Source organism: Microbacterium sp. T2.11-28, assembly GCF_950097975.1.
Lineage (GTDB): Bacteria > Actinomycetota > Actinomycetes > Actinomycetales > Microbacteriaceae > Microbacterium.
In genome coordinates this window covers 179796-200317 of the sequence record NZ_CATNHF010000029.1, presented here as the reverse complement: position 1 = coordinate 200317, position 20522 = coordinate 179796, and the positions used below count along the sequence as shown (strand labels likewise).

Here is a 20522-nt window from a genome sequence, read left to right as displayed (position 1 = left end):
CGACCCTGCCGAGACGACCGGAAGTGGGACAAGGTCCACCGGGATAGGGACAAGGGGACACAGCCCTCACCAGCTGACCGGGAGCGCCTTGCCCTCTTCGTAGCCGGCGGCGGACTGCAGGCCGACGGTCGCGCGCTCGTGGAACTCGGCGACCGTCGAGGCGCCGGCGTACGTGAACGAGGAGCGCACGCCCGAGGTGATCATGTCGACGAGGTCCTCGACCGAGGGCCGGAGCGGGTCGAGATAGATCCTCGACGACGAGATGCCCTCGGCGAACAGCTCCTTGCGCGCCCGCTCGTAGGGGTCGAGGCGGCCGAAGCGCCCGTGCACCGCCTTGGTCGACGCCATGCCCCAGGACTCCTTGTAGACGCGTCCCTCGGCATCGGTCTGCAGCTCGCCGGGAGCCTCGATCGTCCCCGCGAACCAGGAGCCGATCATGACGGAGGCCGCGCCCGCCGCGAGGGCGAGCGCCACGTCGCGGGGGTAGCGCACCCCGCCGTCGGCCCACACGTGGGCGCCGAGCTCCGCGGCGGCCTGCGCCGTCTCGAGCACGGCGGAGAACTGCGGGCGGCCGACGGCCGTCATCATCCGCGTGGTGCACATCGCCCCGGGGCCGACGCCCACCTTGAGGATCGACGCCCCCGCGTCCACGAGGTCGCGCACCCCCTCGGCGGTGACGATGTTGCCCGCGGCGATCGGGATGCCGAGGTCGAGCGCGGCGACCTCGCGCAGGGCGCGGAGCATGCCCTCCTGATGCCCGTGGGCGGTGTCGACCACGAGCACGTCGACCCCGCCGTCGGCGAGCGCGCGCGCCTTGGCCGCCACGTCGCCGTTGATGCCGACGGCCGCGGCGACGATGAGGCGCCCGTCCGCGTCGACGGCCGGGCGGTACAGCGTCGAGCGCAGCGCCGTCCGCTGCGAGAGCGTGCCGACCAGGTATCCGTGGTGGAGGACGCACACCGTCTCGGCCTCGGCGGCGACGATGAGGTCGAACGCGTGCCGCGCGTCGGTGACGTCATCGGCGTCGATCGACGCCGCACGGCCGCGCGCGAGGTCGCCCAGACGTGCATCGGGAAGCGCGGTGCCGAGCCTCGTCGCGGGGATGACGCCGCGGATGTCGTCGATGTGGACGCGGCCGTCCCGCTCCTGCGCGACCACGATGCCGTGCCCCTCGGTGGCCGGCAGCAGTCCTGCCGCGTCCGCGACCGTCGCCTCGGGCGGGAGCACGAGCGGCGTGTCCCACACCACCGGCTGCGCCTTCACCCAGCGGATCGCGGCGTCGATGTCCTGGAGCGGCATGTCCTGCGGCAACACGCCCAGTCCGCCGCGGCGGGCGAGCGTGGCGGCCAGCCGGGCGCCGGTGACGGAGTTCATGTTCGACGCGACGAGGGGGATCGTCGCGGTGGAGCCGTCGCCGGGCGACAGATCGACGTCCAGTCGGCTCGTGACCCCCGAACGGCGCGGCACGAGGAACACATCCGAGTACGTCAGGTCCACCTGGGGTCGCTCTCCGGAGAACTGCATGAGTCCACGGTACCCACTCCAGCGGCCTGTGGATGGGGTGGGGGATGCCGCGGAAGCCGCACGGCGCGGTTATTCCTGGGATACCCTTGACAGTCGTGCGCATGCGCCACGATCCGGGCCTGCGCACCATCTGATCTTCACCGATGAAAGCAGGAGAATCGTGTCCAGCCAGGTGACCGGCGTGGGAACATCGAGCGACGGCGAATTCGGAGCCAACGAGTGGCTCGTCGCGGAGATGTACGAGCAGTACACCCAGGACCGCAATTCGGTCGACCAGGCCTGGTGGCCGATCCTCGACGCCTACAAGCCCGACGCGGGCGAGCCGGCGGACGCCGCCGCACCGGCCGCCCCGGCGAACGACGCTCCAGCGGCCGCCCCGGCAGCACCCGCGGCCGCCCCCGCAGCCGACGCCCGGCCGGTGACCGCCCCGGTGCCCGTGATCGGCGCGCCGCCCGTGGCGCGCACGACCGCACGGCCCGCGTCGCCCCAGCCCGTCCCCGCCCAGGCGCCCAAGTCGGCGCCCTCGGCGCCGCAGACCGCCGGCGAGGACGTCGTGACGACCCTGCGCGGCATGCCCAAGGCCCTCGCCGCCAACATGGACGAGTCCCTCACGGTGCCGACGGCCACGAGCGTGCGGACCGTGCCCGCCAAGCTCCTCATCGACAACCGGATCGTCATCAACAACCACATGTCGCGCACCCGCGGCGGCAAGGTGAGCTTCACCCACCTCATCGGCTGGGCGCTCATCCAGGCGCTGAAGGCGTTCCCCAGCCAGAACGTCTACTACGCCGAAGTCGACGGCAAGCCGTCGGTGGTCGCGCCCGCCCACATCAATCTGGGCATCGCGATCGACCTCCCCAAGCCCGACGGCACGCGCGCCCTCATGGTGCCGAGCATCAAGCAGGCGGAGTCGCTGACGTTCAACGAGTACCTCGACTCCTACGAGGACCTCGTCCAGCGCGCCCGCGCCGGCAAGCTCACCGCGGCGGACTTCCAGGGCACGACCGTCTCGCTCACCAACCCCGGCGGCATCGGCACCGTCCACTCGGTCCCCCGCCTCATGCGCGGGCAGGGCTGCATCGTCGGCGCCGGCGCCCTCGAGTACCCCGCCGAGTTCCAGGGTTCGAGCGAGAAGACGCTCGTCGAGCTCGGCATCGGCAAGACGATCACCCTCACCAGCACCTACGACCACCGCGTCATCCAGGGAGCCGGCTCGGGAGAGTTCCTCAAGATCGTCCACGAGCTCCTCACCGGCGGGCGGGGCTTCTACGAGTCGATCTTCGCGGCGCTGCGCATCCCGTACGCGCCCATCCACTGGGCCGGCGACATCAACGTCGACATCGCCGAGCGGGTAGACAAGACCGCGCGCGTGCAGGAGCTCATCAACTCGTTCCGCGTCCGCGGCCACCTGATGGCCGACATCGATCCCCTCGAGTACGTCCAGCGCACGCACCCCGACCTCGAGATCGAGTCGCACGGCCTCACCTTCTGGGACCTCGACCGCGAGTTCGTCACGGGCGGGTTCGGCGGCCGTCGCACCATGAAGCTGCGCGAGATCCTCGGCGTGCTGCGCGACTCGTACTGCCGCACCATCGGCATCGAGTACATGCACATCCAGGACCCGGGCCAGCGCAAGTGGTTCCAGGACAACGTCGAGGTCAAGTACCAGAAGCCCGGCCACGACGAGCAGCTGCGCATCCTCGACAAGCTGAACCAGGCGGAGGCGTTCGAGACCTTCCTGCAGACCAAGTACGTGGGGCAGAAGCGCTTCAGCCTCGAGGGCGGCGAGTCGCTCATCCCCCTGCTGGACGAGATCCTGCAGGGTGCGGCGGGCGCCGGCCTCGACGGCGCCGCCATCGGCATGGCCCACCGCGGCCGCCTGAACGTGCTGACCAACATCGCCGGCAAGACCTACGGTCAGGTGTTCCGCGAGTTCGAGGGATCCGTCGCGATCGGCTCGAAGAGCGGGTCGGGCGACGTGAAGTACCACCTCGGCACCGAGGGCACCTTCGTCTCCGACGCCGGGGCGGAGCTCCCCGTGTACCTCGCCGCGAACCCGTCGCACCTCGAGACGGTCGACGGCGTGCTGGAGGGCATCGTCCGCGCGAAGCAGGACCGGATGCCCATCGGCTCGTTCTCGTGGCTGCCGATCCTCGTCCACGGCGACGCGGCCTTCGCGGGTCAGGGCGTGGTGGTCGAGACGCTGCAGATGTCGCAGCTGCGCGGCTACCGCACGGGCGGCACCGTCCACGTGGTCGTCAACAACCAGGTCGGGTTCACCACGCTCCCCCAGGACGGCCGCTCGTCGGTGTACCCCACCGATGTGGGCAAGACCATCCAGGCGCCGATCTTCCACGTCAACGGCGACGACCCCGAGGCCGTCGTCCGCGTCGCCGAGCTCGCGTTCCGCTACCGCGAGGAGTTCCACCGCGACGTCATCGTCGACCTCGTCTGCTACCGCCGCCGCGGGCACAACGAGGGCGACGACCCGTCGATGACCCAGCCCCTCATGACGAACCTCATCGAGGCGAAGCGCTCGGTGCGGCGCCTGTACACGGAGTCGCTCGTCGGCCGTGGCGACATCACCGAGGAGGAGTACGAGAAGGCCAAGCAGGACTTCCAGAACCGCCTCGAAATCGCCTTCGCCGAGACCCACGCGGCCGAGACCGGCTCCACCGGCATCGTCACGCCGTCGACCACCGTCGACGTAGCCGTCGGCGAGCCCGAGACGACCGGGGTCTCCGCCGAGGTCGTGGCCCAGATCGGCGACGCGTTCGTCAACCGGCCCGAGGGCTTCACGGTCCACTCGAAGCTCCAGCAGCTGCTCGACAAGCGCAACGACATGAGCCGCAACGGCGGGATCGACTGGGCGTTCGGCGAGCTCCTCGCGTTCGGCTCGGTCCTGATGGAGGGCACCAACGTCCGCCTCGCCGGCCAGGACGCGCGACGCGGCACCTTCGTCCAGCGCCACGCGGTGATGCACGACCGCGTGAACGGCCAGGAGTGGCTGCCGCTGGCGAACCTGGGCGACAACCAGGGCCGCATCTACGTCTACGACTCGCTGCTGAGCGAGTACGCGGCGATGGCGTTCGAGTACGGGTATTCGGTCGAGCGCGCCGACACCCTCACGCTGTGGGAGGCCCAGTTCGGCGACTTCGCCAACGGCGCGCAGTCGGTCATCGACGAGTACATCTCGGCGGCCGACCAGAAGTGGAGCCAGCAGTCGAGCGTCGTGCTCCTCCTCCCCCACGGCTACGAGGGCCAGGGACCCGACCACTCGTCGGCCCGCATCGAGCGCTACCTCCAGCTGTGCGCGCAGGACAACATGACCGTGGCGCGGCCCTCGACGCCGGCCTCGTACTTCCACCTGCTGCGCCGCCAGGCCTACGCGCGTCCGCGACGCCCCCTGATCGTGTTCACGCCCAAGGCGATGCTGCGCCTGCGCGGGGCCACCAGCCCGGTGGACGCCTTCACCACCGGTCGGTTCGAGCCGGTGCTCGACGACGACCGCGGCGTCGACAAGGGCGCCGTGCGCCGCGTGCTGCTGCACTCGGGCAAGATCCACTGGGACCTCAAGGCGGAGCTCGAGAAGAACCCGAACCCCGGCGTCGCGCTCGTGCGGCTGGAGCAGTACTACCCGGCGCCGGTGGACGAGCTGAACGCCGTCCTCGACACGTATCCCGACGCGGAGCTGGTGTGGGTGCAGGACGAGCCCGAGAACCAGGGCGCCTGGCCGTTCATCGCCCTGGAGGTCGTCAAGCACCTCCGCGGGCGCACGATCCGGCGCATCTCACGCGCGGCGGCCGCATCGACGGCCACCGGCTCGCCGAAGGTGCACGCGATGGAGCAGGCGACGATCCTCGAGTCGGCGCTGAGCCTCTGAACACCGTCGCGGCGGCCGTCAGCGTGTGAGGCGGCCGCCGACGCGGCGGACGGCGGTGACGACGACCGCCGCCGCCGCGAGGCCGAGGGCGGGCAGGAGCGAGGCCCACGCGAGCGCCAGCATCCCGGCGCACAGCACCGCCGCGACGACCGCCATCCACCAGCCGGGCGACGCGCGCGGGAGCAGCCGCACGGCGGCGACCATGCCTACGGCGTAGATCGCCACCATGCTGCTCGTGTGGACGAGGATGAACGGCGTCAGCTCCAGCCCCGTGGCGACCATCAGAGCGAAGTACAGCGCGGTCACGGCGCCCGTGAGCGCCAGGGCCCGACGCGGGATGCCGCCGTGCTCCACTCCGGGTGAGAACCAGCGCGGCAGGTCGCCGTTGTCGGCCAGCGAGGCACCCAGTTTGGCGAAGGCGGCCAGGTAGGCGTTCAGGACCCCGAGAGCCACGATGGCGGCGATGATGCCCACCGCGATCGGGCCGAGGCGCGGAGACCCCAGACGGGCGAGGTCGAGCAGGGGGACCTGACCCTCCCCGGCCCGGGCGCCGAGCGCGCCGACCGTGACGACCTGCAGGATCAGGTAGCAGCCGCCGGTCACAGCCAGGGCGATCGCGGTGGCGATCGGGATGTCGCGGCGGGGCCGGGCGAACTCGCCGGAGATGTGGGTGCCCACCTCCCACCCGGCGAAGGCCCACACGAACATGCTCACCGCCGTCGCGACGCCCGCCCAGCCGTGGGGCAGGAACGGGGTCAGCCGCGCCGGATCGACCGACGGCGCGCCGAGCCCCACGACGAACACCACGACGGCCAGGAGGAGCGCGGTGAGGACGAACTGGACCGATCCGGCCACCCGCACCCCGAGGGCGTTGAGGACGAACGGCGGAACGAAGATGGCTGCGGCCAGCAGCGGGACGACGACGCGGTCGACACCGAGTGCGGCGACGACGTACTCGGCGCCGAGCACGCTGACCACCGGCGCGCCCGCGCAGACTCCGAACAGGAACCAGTACCCGGTCATGCGGGCGGCGGTCGCTCCGAGAGCGCGACGCACGTAGCTGGCGACCCCGCCGGGGTCGGGATAGCGGGCGGCGAGCACGGCGAACACCCCGGCCAGCGGCACCGACAAGCCGAGAACGGCGACGACGGCGAGAATGCTCCCCGGCCCTGCCACGCCGGCCGTGAGACCGGGCAGCACGAGCAGGCCCGTGCCGAGGACGGACGCGACGTACAGCGCCGTACCCTGGACCAGCCCGATGCCGCCGCGGGAGGCTGCGGGCGTGTCGGCGGCGAGGCGGTCGGAGCTCATGCCACCATCCTGTCCAGCACCCCCGACTCCCGGCTCGCGGAAAACGGTCGTCTCGGTGCGCATTCCTGCCAGCACCGCCCCACCACCCAGACAGGACCGACATGGACGTCGCGCTGCTCGTGAACCCGGCCGCCCGCTCGGGCGCCCACTCGGATGCGGCCGAGCGCGCCGCCGCGCGGCTGCGCGGTGCGGGGATGCGCGTCGGGGTGATCTCGGGCGGCAGCGCCGCCGACTCGTCGGCGCTCCTTCGCGCCGCATTGGAGGTGGGGACCGATGCGGTGCTCGTCGCCGGCGGTGACGGCACGGTCAACCTCGCCATCCAGGAGCTCGCCGGCACGGGCGTGCCGCTGGGGGTGATCCCGGTGGGCACCGGCAACGACCTCGCCGCGGCGGTCGGCCTGCGGGAGCTGCACGCCGACGCGGCGGCCGATGCGGTGATCGCGGGCCGGACCCGGCGCATCGATCTGGCCCGCGCGACACGCGCAGACGGCAGCAGCCGGCTGTACGCGACCGTGCTGGCGAGCGGATTCGACGCCAAGGTCAACGACCGCGCGAACGCGATGCGCTGGCCGCGCGGACACGTCCGGTACGACATCGCCGTCCTGGTGGAGTTCCTCCGCCTGCGGGATCTCCCCTTCCACGTCGAGCTCGAGCAGGCGGATGGGAGCACCGAGATCATCGACGGCCCGCTGCTGCTGGCCTCCGTCGGCAACGGCCCCACCTACGGCGGCGGCATCCCGATCTGCCCGGGCGCCGTCCTGGACGACGGCCTGCTTGACGTGACGCTCGTGCGTCGGGCCGGGCGCGTGACCCTCCTGCGCCTGCTCCGCCGCGTGTACTCCGGCACCCACGCGGACTCGCCGCACGTGACGATCCGGCGCGCGCGTGCCGTGCAGGTCTCCTCACCCGGGATGACCGCCTACGCCGACGGCGACCCGATCGGCTCGCTGCCGATGCGCGTCGAGGCCGTTCCGGCCGCCCTCTCGGTCTTCACCGCCTGAACCGGGGAGTTCTCCCCATCGTGGTCCTCGTGCGGCGTTCCTAGGATGGACACGAGCCAGGAGGAGGACCGATGGCCGGTGAAGGCGTAGACATTCCGCTCGAGTCGATGGCGGAGCTGAGCGAGGCGCTCGGCGCGATCATCGCGGAGTACGAGAACGCGTCGTCGCGCACCCACGCATTGACCGAGGCGATCGGCCGGCCGCAGGGCCGCGGCTCGCTCCAGTCCGCCGCGGAGGACTTCGAGGCCAAGTGGGACGACAAGCGCGAGACGCAGCGCCGCCACCTCGAGGAGATGAAGAAGCGCCTGGACGAGGCGCGGGAGAACTGGGAAGAGGCCGACGCAGAACTGGCCCGCAGCATGGAGGCATCGGAGTAATGGCTCACGACGGCTACTGGTACCAGCGGGAGAACATGCCCGCGACGGCGGACGGGCGCGACATCGAGCGGATCGACGGCGAGCCCTCGCCCATCCGCCGGCGCGGCGAGGACATCGTCGAGCAGGGCGAGATGATGCGGTCGGCGGCGCGGACGCTCGAGCTCTTCGCCGACGGCACCATCGGCAGCGGCGAGTCGTTCGAAGCGGTGCGCGAGCAGGCCAAGGAGGTCTACGCCGACCTCCGCACGGCCGGCGAGCGGTATCTGCCGAGCGGTCGTGCGCTGGTGCGCTACGCGACGGCGCTGGAGACCGTGCAGTCGGCCACCGACAGCCTGGTCACCCAGGCCGCCTCGGCGTGGGACCGCGTCAACGAGGCCTCCCGGCGGCTCTCGGCCGCCGAAGGCGACCAGCAGGAGTGGGACTGGAACGAGAACCACGACGTCGAGCAGACCGGCACCCGCCCCTCCAGCGGCGCGGAGCAGAGCAGCTTCGACGCCGCCCTCCAGACCTTCGAGACCTACCGCGGGCAGTACGACGCGCCCGTGGCCCGGTGGGAGGCGTCGTACGACTCCACGCTCTCGAGCCTGCAGGGCGCCAACGAGGACGGCGTCTCCGACGGGTTCTGGGACGACGCCATGCCGTTCGTCGAGGGGCTGCTGACCGTGCTGATGTGGGTGGGCGTCGCACTCATCATCGTCGCCTTCGTGGTCACCGGCCCCCTGGCGGCGATCGCCGCCGCGCTGGCGGTCATCGTGGGCGTGATCTCGCTGCTCGGCGAGCTCGCGCGACTGTCGACGGGCCGCGGCAGCTGGCAGGAGGTCGCGCTGTCGGCCGTCGCCATCCTCCCGTTCGGCAAGCTCGCCGGTCTCGGCCGGCTCGGCTCGTTCGCCTCGGCCGGCGCGCGGTTCCCGCGACTGTCGGGCACGGTGCGGCTGTTCGCCTCCGAGTTCGTCGACGCCCGCAACGCCTTCCGCGCCCTCGACGGCGTCCTCGCCAACCGGATGCCGCAGCTGTTCGTGCGCGGCACGCCCCACGGACTCAACACGCGCAACATGTTCCGGCTCTTCTACTCGCCGGTCATGGTCAAGGAGACCTTCGCCCTCACCGGCAGCTGGGGCAACGGGTGGCGCGCACTGGCGGGCTTCGCGCCCGGCCGCATGCCCCAGAGCCTCACCGAGGCACTGGGCGGAGCCGCCCAGGCGTACGCGACCGTCATGCCGACCCTGGTCAGCGTGGCCAAGTCGTTCGACTGACGGTCCCCGTAGACTCGATCACCGTGCCTCTCGCGTCCGCCGTGCCCCCCGTCTCAGGATCGGAGCCCCGTGTCTCTGCGTGCTGAACTGGTCGAGCCCACCGCGGGGCTGCCCGGATTCGCCCTGGTGCTGCCCGACGGCTGGGGGGCCTTCGATCCCGACCCCGAGGTGCTCCGCGCGCGCGCCGAGCAGTCGCTCGGGCGCCTGTCGGCGGCTCAGCGGACCGCCCTCCGCCCCGTGATCGACGAGGTGTTCGCCTCCGCCCGACGCGGTGGTGCGGACCTCGTGCGCCTGTTCGCCCAGGCCGACGTGGCGGAGACGGACTATCTGCCGGTCTCACTCGTGGCGGCACGCATGGACGCGCCGGGAGGACGCAGCCTGGCCGAGGCGGGCCGCCACCTCATCGCCACCCGGGGTGCCGCTCCACTCGACGACGGTGCCACGATCCTGCGCTGGACGCAGACGTCCACCGCCGGATTCTCCGACGGCGCGGCCGAAATCCTGACGATCAACTACCTGCTCCCCGCCCCCGGCACCGAGCACCGCGGTCTGCTGTTCCAGGCCAGCATCCTCGCCTCGGCCGGCGGTGTCACCGTCGACCCGACCGGTGTCGCGACGATGAGCGCGCTGTGCGACGCGATCGTCGCGACCGTCCGCTGGAAGCGCGATGCCTGAGCTGTCCGTCGAGGCCGACCCGCGCCTGTGGTCGGTCGTGCCGGCCGAGGCCGATGCCGAGGAGTGGCTTCGGGCGCTCCTGGAGGGCAGGACCGATGAGCAGTCGGCGCGCATCCTGCTGGCGGCCGATCTGGCCATGACCGCTCGCGAAGCCGCCGGCGACGCGCTGGTGCTCCTGCTGTGCGAGCCGGTGTCCGGCCTCTACGCGACGCTGGGGTTCATCGTCACCGACGCGCCGGCGTTCTCCGACCGCGGTCGCGCCGAGGAGCTCGCCCTCACGGTGACGCCGTCGCCGTGGCCGCCGACCACGACGGCGCTGCCGGAGGGGCCGGTGTCGGGATGGCGGGTCACCGTGCTCTTCTCCGACGACGACCAGCCCCCGACGGCGGACCCCTCTCCGGCGACGACGCTCGGCTGGGTGCGGACGACCTATGTGCTCGATCTGCACGGACGGCTGGCGGTCGGCCAGCTGTCGCCGCTGAGCCCCGAAGCGGGCGCGGTCGCGATGGCGCTCACCGAGCAGCTCCTGCCCACCCTCGAACTGGAGAGCCGATGACCGAGCCGCACCCCCTGGCCGCCCGCGCCGCCGAGGTGCGCGACGAGCTCGTCTCGCCCGGCACCGCACACCGCGAGCTGATCGAGTACGCGGTGCTCACCGTCGCCGGGCTCGACGGCCTGCGCGACCGGCTCGTGACGGAGTCCAATGCGGTCGCGGCCCGCGCCCGCGGACGGGTGACCGCACTGCTGCGCGAGCGCTTCGGCGGACGACGGCCGCAGCTGAGCGGCTGGCACTCGCTGCTGGTCTTCCTGCTCACCTTCGCCCCGGTGGCGCCGATCGCGCTCCTCGCGTCGCTGCGGCTCGGGACCGACGGCACGGAGCCCGCGGCGGCGGTCGCCACCGCGGTGATCGGGCTGCTCCAGCTCGCGGTGGCGCTCAGCGTCGCCGGCAAGCCCGTGGTGCGCAGCACCCTGTTCCAGGCGCAGGTCTCGGCGGTGCTGGTGGTCGGCGTGGCCGTCGTCGGCGCCGTGATCACCGCAGCGCCCCTGCCCGCGCTGTTCCTCACCGGCGCGGCCGGCTCGGTCGCGGCCGTCCTCGTCTATCTCCGGGGTCGGCGCGATCGCGAGCGGACGCAGCTCATCGACGACGGCCTCGAGACCGCGTACCTGGACGTCAGCGCCGAGGTCGCCGCCGAGCGCGCGCGCCTCCTCGACGGCGCGGCGCGAGAGCTGCGCGAGGCCGGCGTGGACGTCGACGGGGTCAAGGCTCTGCGGACCTCGGCGCTCGCGCTGCTGCGCTCCACGGGCAACCCGGCCGTCGACGACGATCCGGACGCCATCCCCGGCGCCTACCTCATCCTCGGGCACACGAGCGCGTGGCTGCCGCCGACCCACCGGGACCGCGGCGAGGCCTGAGGATCAGTGGTGCGCGGCCTGCTCGGCGCGCAGTCGGCTCAGCACCTGGTCGCGCAGCTGCTCGGGAGCCGTCTCCTTGCACGCACGGGCGAGCACGGCGGTCAGCGTCGTGGCCACCAGGGCCTCCTCGCGGCAGGCCGGGCAGTTGTCCAGGTGCTCCTTGATGTCGGCGTGCTCGGTCTTGCACACCTCGTTGCGCAGGTACTCCTCGAGGTCTTTCCTCGCCTTGTCGCAGCCGCAGTCGCTCATTTCGTGCTCCTCGTCGCGGGCACGTCGATGCCACGCTCTCTCGCATAATCGGCGAGCAGGTCACGAAGCAGTCGCCTGCCACGGTGCAGGCGACTCATGACCGTGCCGATCGGGGTCTTCATGATGTCCGCGATCTCCTGATACGCGAAGCCTTCGACATCCGCGAGGTAGACCGCCAGGCGGAAGTCCTCGGGGATCTGCTGCAGCGCGTCCTTCACCGCCGACGCCGGCATGTGGTCGATCGCCTCCGCCTCGGCGGAGCGGGAGCTGGTGGCGGTCGTCGACTCCGCGCCGCCCAGCTGCCAGTCCTCGAGGTCGTCGATCGTGCCCTGGTAGGGCTCGCGCTGCTTCTTCCGATACGTGTTGATGTACGTGTTGGTGAGGATGCGGTACAGCCACGCCTTCAGGTTCGTGCCCTGCGTGAACGACGCCCACGACGCGAACGCCTTGACGAAGGTCTCCTGCACCAGATCGGCGGCGTCGGCGGGGTTGCGCGTCATCCGCATCGCGGCGGCGTAGAGCTGATCCATGAACGGGAGCGCCTGCTCCTCGAACTGGTCTCTGGGCTCCGGGGCCGTCTGCGGGTCCTCGGTGGTCTGCGGGTCTGTCGCCGCCTCGTGTTCCATCAGGCGCCAGTCTACGTCGCCGACCACGTCGTACACCGATGGCAGCGTGGCGATCATGACGCTCCTCACAGCGGGATGTCCGAGGGTCTCACTCGGGCGGGACGACGGGGTTCGTTAGGGTAGAACCCGATGACTGCGTCCGGGTATTCCCAGCCTCCCTCCGCCGCCGACGCCGCGGCCGTCGAGGGTGCCTGGCCGGCGCCCACCCGAGACGTCCCGGTGCACGCCACCGTGACCGTTCCGGGCTCGAAGTCGCTCACCAACCGCAAGCTCGTGCTGGCCGCCCTCGCCGATGCCCCGAGCACTCTGATGTCCCCGCTGCACTCCGACGACTCGGCGCGCATGATCGATGCGCTGCGCACCCTCGGCGTCGAGATCGAGGAGCTCCCCGCGTCCGGACCCTTCGGCCCGGACCTGCGCGTCACCCCGCCGAGCTCCTTCCGCGGCGATGTCGTCATCGACTGCGGACAGGCCGGCACGGTGATGCGCTTCATCGCCCCGCTGGCCGGTCTCGCCGAGGGAGACGTCACGATCACCGCGCACGAGAGCGCGCTGCACCGCCCGATGGGCGTGATGATCAAGGCTCTCCGCGAGATCGGCGTCGACATCGACGACGGCGGCAACTGGGCGCTCCCCTTCACGGTGAAGGGGCGCGGCCACATCCGCGGCGGCGAGGTCACCATCGACGCGAGCACGTCGAGCCAGTTCGTCTCGGGGCTCCTTCTGGCCGCTCCGCGGTACGACGTCGGCCTGCACCTGCTGCACTCCGGAGCCCGGCTCCCGAGCCTCCCGCACATCGACATGACCGTCGAGGCCCTGGCACGCCGGGGCGTGCACGTGGAGCACGCGCAGCCCCACGAGTGGCTGGTGCCCGCCGGCACCCCGCGCGGGCGCGACGCCAGCGTCGAACCCGACCTGTCCAACGCGGCGCCGTTCCTCGCGGCCGCGATCCTCACCGGCGGCGCCGTCACGATCCCGGCGTGGCCGGCGACCTCGACGCAGCCGGGCGCACTCCTCACCGACATCCTCACCCTCATCGGCGCCCGCACCTCGCGCCGCGGCGGCGCGCTGACGGTCACCGCCGGCGACCGCATCGCCGGTGTCGACCTCGACCTCACGGCGGCCAGCGAGCTGACGCCCACGCTGTTCGCCCTGGCGGCCTTCGCCGACGCCCCGTCGACTCTGCATGGGATCGGCCACATCCGCGGCCACGAGACCGACCGCATCGCCGCGCTGGTGTCGAACCTTCGGGCGCTCGGCGGCGACGCGGAGGAGCTCCCCGACGGCATCCGCATCACCCCCGCCCCGCTCCACGGCGGGCTCTGGCGCGCGCACCACGATCACCGCATCGCGACGGCGGGGGCCATCATCGGCCTGCGCGTGCCGGGAGTCGAGGTCGACGACATCGGCACGACCGCGAAGACCATGCCCGAATTCCCCGAACTGTGGCGGGCGATGCTGGCAGGCGACGCGTGAGCGGTCGACGGCGGCGATGAGCTGGCTCGACGACTACGACGACGACGACGAGTCGGACTTCGACGAGTCCTCCGTCCGCGTCCGCCCCAACCCGAAGGCGAACCGGCCGCGCACCAAGCGCCGCCCCGCCCACGCCGATGCGCGCATCGCCCGCGTGCTGGGGGTGGACCGCGGCCGGTACACCGTCCTCGTGGACGAGGACGGCCCCGACGAGCGTCAGGTGTCGGCCACCCGCGCACGCGAGCTGCGCAAGCAGCCGATCGTCACCGGAGACCGGGCGCGCATCGTCGGCGACTCCTCCGGAGACGACGGCACGCTGGCGCGCATCGTCGGGATCGAGGAGCGCACCTCGCTCCTGCGCCGCAGCGCCGACGACACCGATCAGGTCGAGCGAGTGGTCGTCGCCAATGCCGACCAGATGCTCGTCGTGGTGGCCGCAGCCGACCCGGAGCCCCGGCCCCGCCTCGTCGACCGCTACCTCATCGCAGCCCTCGACGCCGGCATCCGGCCGCTGCTGGTCGTGACGAAGACCGACCTCGCCGACCCGAGCGGGTTCCTCCGCCACTTCGAGGGGCTCGACGACCTCGAGGTGTTCACGAGCGGGCACGGCGACATGCCGGTCGATCGGATCGGCGAGCGCCTCGTCGGCCACTCGACCGTCTTCGTCGGACACTCCGGAGTGGGTAAGTCGACGCTGGTCAACGCCCTCGTGCCCGACGCGGCGCGCGCGACTGGGCACGTCAACGAGGTCACCGGTCGAGGACGCCACACCTCGAGCTCCACCGTGTCTCTGCGCTACCAGAGCCCAGCGGGCAAGGGGTGGGTGATCGACACGCCGGGTGTGCGGTCGTTCGGCCTGGGTCACGTCGATCCCGCGAACATCCTCCGCGCCTTCACCGATCTGGCCGCCGTGGCCGAGGAGTGCCCGCGCGGCTGCACGCACCTGCCCGATGCTCCCGACTGTGCGATCGTGGAGGCCGTCGCCGAGGGGCGCCTCGGCGACCGCGGCGCCGCGCGGCTGGACTCCCTGCAGCGCCTGCTGGCGACCTTCGCCCGGCCCTGACCCGCGTGCCCGCGGCGAACCCGGCGGCAAGCCTGCGGCGAACCCTGCAGCGCCGTGCGCTCACTATCCTGGGAGCATGACCCGCCTCGAACCCGGCTCCCCCGCTCCCGCCTTCACCCTGGTCGACCAGGACGAGCGGGAGGTGTCGCTCGACGCGCTGCGCGGGCAGGGCGTCGTCCTGTTCTTCTACCCCGCTGCCATGACCCCGGGCTGCACCACCGAGGCGTGCGACTTCCGCGACAGCCTCGCCCCGCTGCAGGCCGCCGGCTACACGGTGCTCGGCGTGTCCCGCGACGACCCCGCCACGCTGCGCGAGTTCCGCTCGCGTGACAGCCTCCCCTACGACCTGCTGAGCGACCCCGACCACCGGGTGCACGACGCCTACGGCGCGTGGGGCGAGAAGATGAACTACGGCAAGGTCGTCGAGGGCGTCATCCGCTCCACGTTCGTGATCGGCCCGGACGGGACCATCGAGCACGCGCTGTACAACGTGAAGGCCACCGGGCACGTCGCCCGGATCCGGTCACTGCTCGGCGTCTGACCCCTCCGCCTCCGCGGCGCGCATGCGGCGTCCGGCGGCCCGGGCGCTCGCGACCAGGGCCGCGAGCACGACGACGGCCGGCACCGCCAGCGCGGCCGCGAAGCCGGGCTGCGGGTCGGGGCCGGTGAGTGCGCCGAGCGCGACGGCGAGCGCCAGCAGCTGGGTGACGATTCCGCCGCTGCGCCCCCAGGAGCTCCCGCGCCAGACCGCGACTCCGAAGGCGACGACCGCGATCGCCCCGACGACCGTGAGGACGATCAGCGCGATCGAGCTGGCCACCGACTCGGTGTCGCCGGAGACGAGGGCGACGATCTCCCATCCCGCCAGGACGAACAGACCCGCCCCTTCGGCGCCCAAGGCGACGGCGGCGAAACGCTCGACGGGACGGGTGCGCATGGGCCGGAGGACTCCTCGGATCGGTGCGCGGAGCGTCGCGCGACCGTGCCGGCCTTTAAGGCCACGCACAGCAAACTGGTCTGGAAATGCCATGTTCACCCTTGATTCACCTGCCGCCGCATGGGACGATTGATGAAGCGTGTGCTCCCACAGCGCAGTGGGGCGAGCAGTTGCTCGCACACTTCCAGGGTAATCGACGTCCACCCGGCGTCCGTCCCACCCGAACTTCATCCCGCATCAAGGAGCACCACACCATGGATTGGCGCGACAAAGCCGCCTGCCTGACCGTCGACCCGGAACTCTTCTTCCCCGTCGGCAACACCGGACCCGCCGTCGACCAGATCGAGAAGGCGAAGGCCGTCTGCGCGCGGTGCACGGTCACCGAGATCTGCCTGCAGTACGCCCTCGAGTCCGGTCAGGATTCGGGCGTGTGGGGCGGTCTGTCGGAGGACGAGCGCCGCGCTCTCAAGCGCCGCGCCGCCCGCGCGCGCCGCGCCTCCTGACGCCTCTCCGAACGGTGTGCCGTCCGGCGTCGTCCGTCCCAGCGGGCTCTCAGAGCCGCATGATCATCGACATCGGCAGGCGCCACATGCGCGCCACCGGCGCGATGTTGCCGATCGCCGCGGCGAGCGCCCCGACGCCGAGTCCGAGCACGGCGGCATCGACCGGATAGCTCGACGCCGCCGTGTCGGGAAGTGTCGCCATGGCCGACACCATGGCCGGATGGGCGACGACCGAGACTGAGATGGCCGCCGCTGCCGCAGCGCCGGCGACGACCTGCGACTCGATCACCATCGCCAGCGCGAGCGCCGGACGCGGCATTCCGAGAGCTCGGCGCAACGCGAGCTCCCACGCGCGTTCGCGTGAGCGCGACAGGCCGATGTTGAGGATGCCGACGGTCAGGGACAGCACGCTGAACGTCCCCACGACGACGAAGGCGATCGTCGCCGCGCTCAGTTCGGCGAGGAGCTCGTCGAGCCGATCGGTGCGTTCGACGCGCTCGACGAGAGCGGAACCGGCGATGCTCTCGATGCCCGTGAGGACCTCGCGCACGACGGCGGCGTCGAGTCCGGGGGCGGAGACCGTCAGGGCCGAGGTCCGGTCATCGCTGAGCACCACCGCGCCGGCATGCTCTTCCAGGCGTACGTAGACGCAAGGGTCGCGCAGCCCGTCCTCGACGATGCCCCGGATCACGACACCGGTCCCGTCGTCGGTCCGCAGGACGTCGCCGATGCCGGCGCCGAGACCCGCCGCCGCGCGGTTCACGACGCCCGTCGGCACGAGCGACGCAGTGTCGTCGAGCCAGGCGCCGGCGAGGACCGGCCAGCGTCGCACCGCGATCAGCGCGGGCGTGGTCAGCACGACCTGCGTCTCGACGAGGTGCTGCGGAGCGGTGACGGCCAGGGTCGGCAGTCGCACGACCGGCGCCACCGCGGCCTGTTCCGGCGTTCGGCGCTGCAACTGCGCCGTCAGTCGCTGCAGATCCACCGGGGACGCCGTCGCGTACAGGTACGCGGTGACGGTGACACGATGGCCGCTCTCCAGTGCGGACTGGTGCTCGATCGTGCGCGCCATCGTCGTGGAGGCGCCGGCGACCGTGACGATCCCGACGAGACCGAGCAGCAGGGTGACCATCGTGAGGAGATGGCCCCGCGCGTGCCCGCGGAGGAGCTGACCGGCGAGGCGGAGCGTCTTCACGGGACCACCTCGACCGACGGTCCCGCCCGCTCAGCCCGTTCAGTCCTCTCAGCCCGCGTGCCCGAGACCTCGTGCAGACGGCCGTCGGCGAGTTCGCGGACGGTGCCCATCTGCGCGGCGACCCCCGGGTCGTGCGTGACCACGAGCAGGGCGCAGCCGCGCTCGTGCGTGGCCTGCCGGAGGAGCCGGAGCACATCGGCGGCCGTCGCTTCGTCGAGCGAGCCCGTGGGCTCGTCGGCGAGGAGCAGGTCGGGCTCGCACGCGAGCGCCCGGGCGATGGCGACCCGCTGCTGCTCGCCACCGGAGAGCTCGCGTGGGCGGCGCCGTCGCAGATGCGCGAGGCCGAGCTCGCCGAGGAGATCGTCCGCCCGCCGGCGGCGCTGCACCGGTTTCAGGTGCCCGGCGGCATCCATCGGCACGGCGACGTTGCTCGCGGCGGTGAGGTAGTCGATCAGCCGGAAGTTCTGGAAGACGAACCCGAGGCGCCGGGCCCGAAGTACGGCACGATCTCGTTCACCGAGAGCCTCGATTCGCTCTCCCCACAGCCATCGCTCCCCGTCGGTGAGGTCGTCGAGGAGTCCGAGCACCGACAGCAGCGTGCTCTTCCCGCTTCCGGACCGGCCGATCACGGCGAGCGATTCGCCTGCGGCGATCGTCAGGTTCGTCGCGTCGAGCACGGGCCGCCCGCCGACCACCTTCGTGCCCTGCACCAGGCGGAGGACATCGCGGGTCATTCGAGGAGACTCGGGCTCGGGACCAGCACCTCGTCGCCTTCGCGGAGGCCGTCGACGATCTCGACGACGTACCCGTTCGACCCGCCGAGAGTGACCTCGCGCTCGACGATCTCGTCGCCTTCTCTCACGGAGACACGGGCACGGTCGATGGTGCCGGCGACCGCCTCCAGCGGCAGCGAGAGGACGTCTTCGTGGGTGGCGAGCGTGACGACGAGCTGTCCGGTCATCCCCGTGAGGACGCGCACGGACGCCGGGATGGCACAGGCGAGGAAGGAGTCACCTTCCTGGACAAGGGCGGGGTCGGCGGAGCTCGGCACGGGGTCCACGAGGTCGCAGGCGAACGGTCCGGAGGAGCCGAGCACCTCGCCCTCTGCCCTCCCGGGCACGTCGAGGTCGGCCAGTCCCTCCGTCGACGCCGCCAGCCGCAGCAGGTCTTCCCCCGTCACCGGGGCGCGCAGGGCGAACCCCTCGTGCACCGCTTCGGCGAGAGGAAGCCCGGCGACCACCTCGGCCCCCGGTTCGACGAGGAGTCGTTCGATCCGGGCGCGTGCTCCGACGGGGAGCTCGCGCCCCGAGCCGAGCCGCACCGCCAGCGTGTCGTCGTGCTCGACGAAACCCCCGGACGCCGGGGCCGTGACCTGGAACGTCATCCCCGACACGACCGTGCCCGGAAGTGAGAGCACCGTGTCGAAGGTGCGCCGTTCGACCGTCTCGGTCGTGAGCGTCGCCTTGGACGCCTCTGCGTCGTCGGCATATGGCGGCGCCGAAGGAGCGATGCAGGCTGAGAGGAGACAGCCCAGGAGCATCGCGGCGACCGCGGAGCCGAGCGCGCGTGCGCTGTCGACAGAACGGGCGGCCATCAGGATTCCACGTCGCAACCCACGGCGAAGTCCTTCAACGAGCTCAGGTCGCCCGTCCGCGCCCCGCCGAGGACCTCGAGCTCCCACACCCGGCCGGGATCCTCGTAGTAGAGGCGATGGAATCTGGAGTCCAGGGCCGACTCGAGCATGTCGAGCGCCTCGTCGAGCCTCGCCCGGTCGTCGCCCGCTTCGAGCGCCTGCACCATCCACGTGCACTCCCAGTAGATGTATGCCTGACTCTCCCCCGATCCGGTTTGGAAGAGATCGGTCGTCTCAGGGTCGGTCACGGTCTGGCTCTCCAGCGGCGGATGAGTGTTGACCCCCTCGGGAAACGGCAGGTCGTCTGGGAAGTTCTCGAGCGTGCGGTCGTATTCCGCGCGCATCTCGTCGTAGGACATGAAGCCCTCCTGCGTGACGGCATCGGCATCGCAGCCCGCGAGGCTCGTCATCAGAAGGCAGAGGACGACGCCGAAGCCGCCGACGCGGCCGAAAAGACCGGCAGGCTTCACGAATCCCCCTCGCAACCGACCGCGAAGTCCTTCAGCAGCCTCAGGTCGCCCTGCCGAGCACTCCGAAGCACTTGGTTCTCCCAGACCCCGCTGGAGTCGTCGAAGTGTCTCGCACGCATGTCGGAGTCAAGCGCGGACTCCAACATGTCCAACCCCTGATCGGCCTTCTCCCCCACACCGTCCGCAGCCAGCACTTGCATCATCCACGTGCACTCCCAGTACACGTATGCCTGTCCCGAGCCGGAACCCACCTCGAAGAGATCAGTGGTCTCTGGGTCTGCGACGATCTGGCTCTCGAGCGACGGGTGGGTGGGCACACCCTCGGGGAACGGAAGGTCGGCCGGAAAGTCCTCAAGCGTCCGGTCGTACTCATCGCGCATCTCGTCGTAGGACATGAAGCCCTCCTGCGTGACGACGCCGGAAGTGCATCCTGGGAGCGCAGAAACAGCGAGCACGAGACCGACGAACGTCCTGGTCGCTCCCGAGTGCCTACGTTGAGCCGTCACCACGTGATGTCTCCCTGCCAGCGGATCTTGATCGGGTCGAAGCTGCCCTGAAGCTCGCCCATCATCTGACCCGACAGCTTGTAGCGCCCACTGGGGATGACGGTCGATCCGGTCGACGAGTACCAATACGTGGTCTGCCCGGTGGTATGGAAGAGCGCGCGGTCAGACACGCGAACTCCGTCGTTGTCCCTCATCCACAGGCGGAAGTTGAACGCGGTCACCCTGTCCAGATACATACGCGGTCGGGTGGTCGAGACGTGGTCCCGGAATGTTTGATAGTTCACGACGAACCCGCGGCCGTTCAGTTCACCCCAGACGTTGCTGTAGTAGTACGCGTGCGCGGGGACGGCGACCCCGAGGACGATCGCCGCGGTGATGACGACTGCGGCCAACGGCTTCTTGATTGCTCTCATGTATGCATGAAAGC

At 71.4% G+C, this 20522-nt stretch carries 22 protein-coding genes; 11 read left to right on the top strand and 11 right to left on the bottom strand.

All coding sequences use genetic code 11. The annotated features are described in order from the left end of the window. Positions 1-66: 66 nt before the first annotated feature. Complete coding sequence (locus tag QQZ13_RS13510; protein WP_284529856.1) at positions 67-1524, bottom strand: GuaB1 family IMP dehydrogenase-related protein; 1458 nt, start codon at positions 1522-1524, stop codon at positions 67-69. Positions 1525-1684: 160 nt separating this feature from the next. Between QQZ13_RS13510 and QQZ13_RS13505 the strand changes: the two genes are divergently transcribed. Beyond that, positions 1685-5407, top strand: coding sequence for a multifunctional oxoglutarate decarboxylase/oxoglutarate dehydrogenase thiamine pyrophosphate-binding subunit/dihydrolipoyllysine-residue succinyltransferase subunit (locus tag QQZ13_RS13505; RefSeq protein ID WP_284529855.1), 3723 nt, complete (start codon positions 1685-1687; stop codon positions 5405-5407). A gap of 18 nt (positions 5408-5425) precedes the next feature. Here QQZ13_RS13505 and QQZ13_RS13500 read toward each other — a convergent pair whose 3' ends face one another. Further along, entirely contained in the window at positions 5426-6718 is a 1293-nt protein-coding gene (locus QQZ13_RS13500) for an APC family permease (RefSeq protein ID WP_284529854.1), read from the bottom strand. A 101-nt stretch (positions 6719-6819) separates the two neighbouring features. Here QQZ13_RS13500 and QQZ13_RS13495 point away from each other — a divergent pair, with 101 nt between their 5' ends. From QQZ13_RS13495 to QQZ13_RS13470, 6 genes are all read left to right on the top strand, one after another. Further along, the gene (locus tag QQZ13_RS13495; RefSeq protein WP_284529853.1) at positions 6820-7719 is read left to right on the top strand and encodes a diacylglycerol kinase; all 900 of its coding nucleotides are present in this window, start codon (positions 6820-6822) and stop codon (positions 7717-7719) included. Between the two features lie 71 nt (positions 7720-7790). Continuing rightward, complete coding sequence (locus QQZ13_RS13490; RefSeq protein WP_284529852.1) at positions 7791-8096, top strand: hypothetical protein; 306 nt, start codon at positions 7791-7793, stop codon at positions 8094-8096. Beyond that, on the top strand, positions 8096-9349 hold the full coding sequence (locus QQZ13_RS13485) for a hypothetical protein (protein WP_284529851.1): 1254 nt from the start codon (positions 8096-8098) through the stop codon (positions 9347-9349). Before QQZ13_RS13490 ends, QQZ13_RS13485 begins: the two co-directional genes overlap by 1 nt. 69 nt (positions 9350-9418) lie before the next feature. After that, positions 9419-10024, top strand: a complete 606-nt coding sequence (locus QQZ13_RS13480; RefSeq protein ID WP_284529849.1) for a hypothetical protein — start codon at positions 9419-9421, stop codon at positions 10022-10024. Continuing rightward, positions 10017-10580, top strand: a complete 564-nt coding sequence (locus QQZ13_RS13475) for a hypothetical protein (protein ID WP_284529847.1) — start codon at positions 10017-10019, stop codon at positions 10578-10580. Before QQZ13_RS13480 ends, QQZ13_RS13475 begins: the two co-directional genes overlap by 8 nt. Beyond that, positions 10577-11437 (top strand): hypothetical protein, encoded by an 861-nt coding sequence (locus tag QQZ13_RS13470; protein WP_284529846.1) that lies wholly within the window; start codon positions 10577-10579, stop codon positions 11435-11437. Before QQZ13_RS13475 ends, QQZ13_RS13470 begins: the two co-directional genes overlap by 4 nt. A 3-nt stretch (positions 11438-11440) precedes the next feature. Here the strand turns inward: QQZ13_RS13470 and QQZ13_RS13465 are convergent, their stop codons facing one another. Next, positions 11441-11686, bottom strand: a complete 246-nt coding sequence (locus tag QQZ13_RS13465; protein WP_284529845.1) for a zf-HC2 domain-containing protein — start codon at positions 11684-11686, stop codon at positions 11441-11443. After that, complete coding sequence (locus tag QQZ13_RS13460) at positions 11683-12369, bottom strand: sigma-70 family RNA polymerase sigma factor (protein ID WP_284529843.1); 687 nt, start codon at positions 12367-12369, stop codon at positions 11683-11685. The genes QQZ13_RS13465 and QQZ13_RS13460 overlap by 4 nt, the downstream gene beginning before the upstream one ends. Positions 12370-12441: 72 nt before the next feature. On the opposite strand from QQZ13_RS13460, the gene aroA reads away from it, so the two are divergent. The 3 genes from aroA to bcp all read left to right on the top strand — a co-directional run bounded on the left by aroA (position 12442) and on the right by bcp (position 15392). Continuing rightward, the gene (aroA, locus tag QQZ13_RS13455; protein ID WP_284529842.1) at positions 12442-13788 is read left to right on the top strand and encodes a 3-phosphoshikimate 1-carboxyvinyltransferase; all 1347 of its coding nucleotides are present in this window, start codon (positions 12442-12444) and stop codon (positions 13786-13788) included. Positions 13789-13804: 16 nt separating this feature from the next. After that, positions 13805-14851 (top strand): ribosome small subunit-dependent GTPase A, encoded by a 1047-nt coding sequence (gene rsgA, locus QQZ13_RS13450; RefSeq protein ID WP_284529841.1) that lies wholly within the window; start codon positions 13805-13807, stop codon positions 14849-14851. Between the two features lie 76 nt (positions 14852-14927). Next, positions 14928-15392, top strand: coding sequence for a thioredoxin-dependent thiol peroxidase (gene bcp, locus QQZ13_RS13445; protein ID WP_284529839.1), 465 nt, complete (start codon positions 14928-14930; stop codon positions 15390-15392). On the opposite strand, the gene QQZ13_RS13440 is transcribed toward bcp, so the two are convergent. Then, entirely contained in the window at positions 15375-15788 is a 414-nt protein-coding gene (locus tag QQZ13_RS13440; RefSeq protein WP_284529838.1) for a histidine kinase, read from the bottom strand. The two genes, bcp and QQZ13_RS13440, sit on opposite strands and share 18 nt — an antisense overlap. A gap of 254 nt (positions 15789-16042) precedes the next feature. Here QQZ13_RS13440 and QQZ13_RS13435 point away from each other — a divergent pair, with 254 nt between their 5' ends. After that, the gene (locus QQZ13_RS13435; RefSeq protein ID WP_036295594.1) at positions 16043-16291 is read left to right on the top strand and encodes a WhiB family transcriptional regulator; all 249 of its coding nucleotides are present in this window, start codon (positions 16043-16045) and stop codon (positions 16289-16291) included. Between the two features lie 49 nt (positions 16292-16340). Here the strand turns inward: QQZ13_RS13435 and QQZ13_RS13430 are convergent, their stop codons facing one another. The 6 genes from QQZ13_RS13430 to QQZ13_RS13405 form a co-directional block, all read right to left on the bottom strand. Then, complete coding sequence (locus tag QQZ13_RS13430) at positions 16341-17486, bottom strand: ABC transporter permease (protein ID WP_284529834.1); 1146 nt, start codon at positions 17484-17486, stop codon at positions 16341-16343. Next, positions 17483-18220, bottom strand: coding sequence for an ABC transporter ATP-binding protein (locus QQZ13_RS13425; RefSeq protein ID WP_284529832.1), 738 nt, complete (start codon positions 18218-18220; stop codon positions 17483-17485). Before QQZ13_RS13425 ends, QQZ13_RS13430 begins: the two co-directional genes overlap by 4 nt. After that, on the bottom strand, positions 18217-19080 hold the full coding sequence (locus QQZ13_RS13420) for a hypothetical protein (protein ID WP_284529830.1): 864 nt from the start codon (positions 19078-19080) through the stop codon (positions 18217-18219). Before QQZ13_RS13420 ends, QQZ13_RS13425 begins: the two co-directional genes overlap by 4 nt. Beyond that, complete coding sequence (locus tag QQZ13_RS13415) at positions 19080-19589, bottom strand: hypothetical protein (protein ID WP_284529828.1); 510 nt, start codon at positions 19587-19589, stop codon at positions 19080-19082. The genes QQZ13_RS13420 and QQZ13_RS13415 overlap by 1 nt, the downstream gene beginning before the upstream one ends. Continuing rightward, entirely contained in the window at positions 19586-19984 is a 399-nt protein-coding gene (locus tag QQZ13_RS13410; protein ID WP_284529827.1) for a hypothetical protein, read from the bottom strand. Before QQZ13_RS13410 ends, QQZ13_RS13415 begins: the two co-directional genes overlap by 4 nt. 107 nt (positions 19985-20091) lie before the next feature. Beyond that, positions 20092-20508 (bottom strand): hypothetical protein, encoded by a 417-nt coding sequence (locus QQZ13_RS13405; RefSeq protein WP_284529825.1) that lies wholly within the window; start codon positions 20506-20508, stop codon positions 20092-20094. Positions 20509-20522 lie beyond the last annotated feature (14 nt).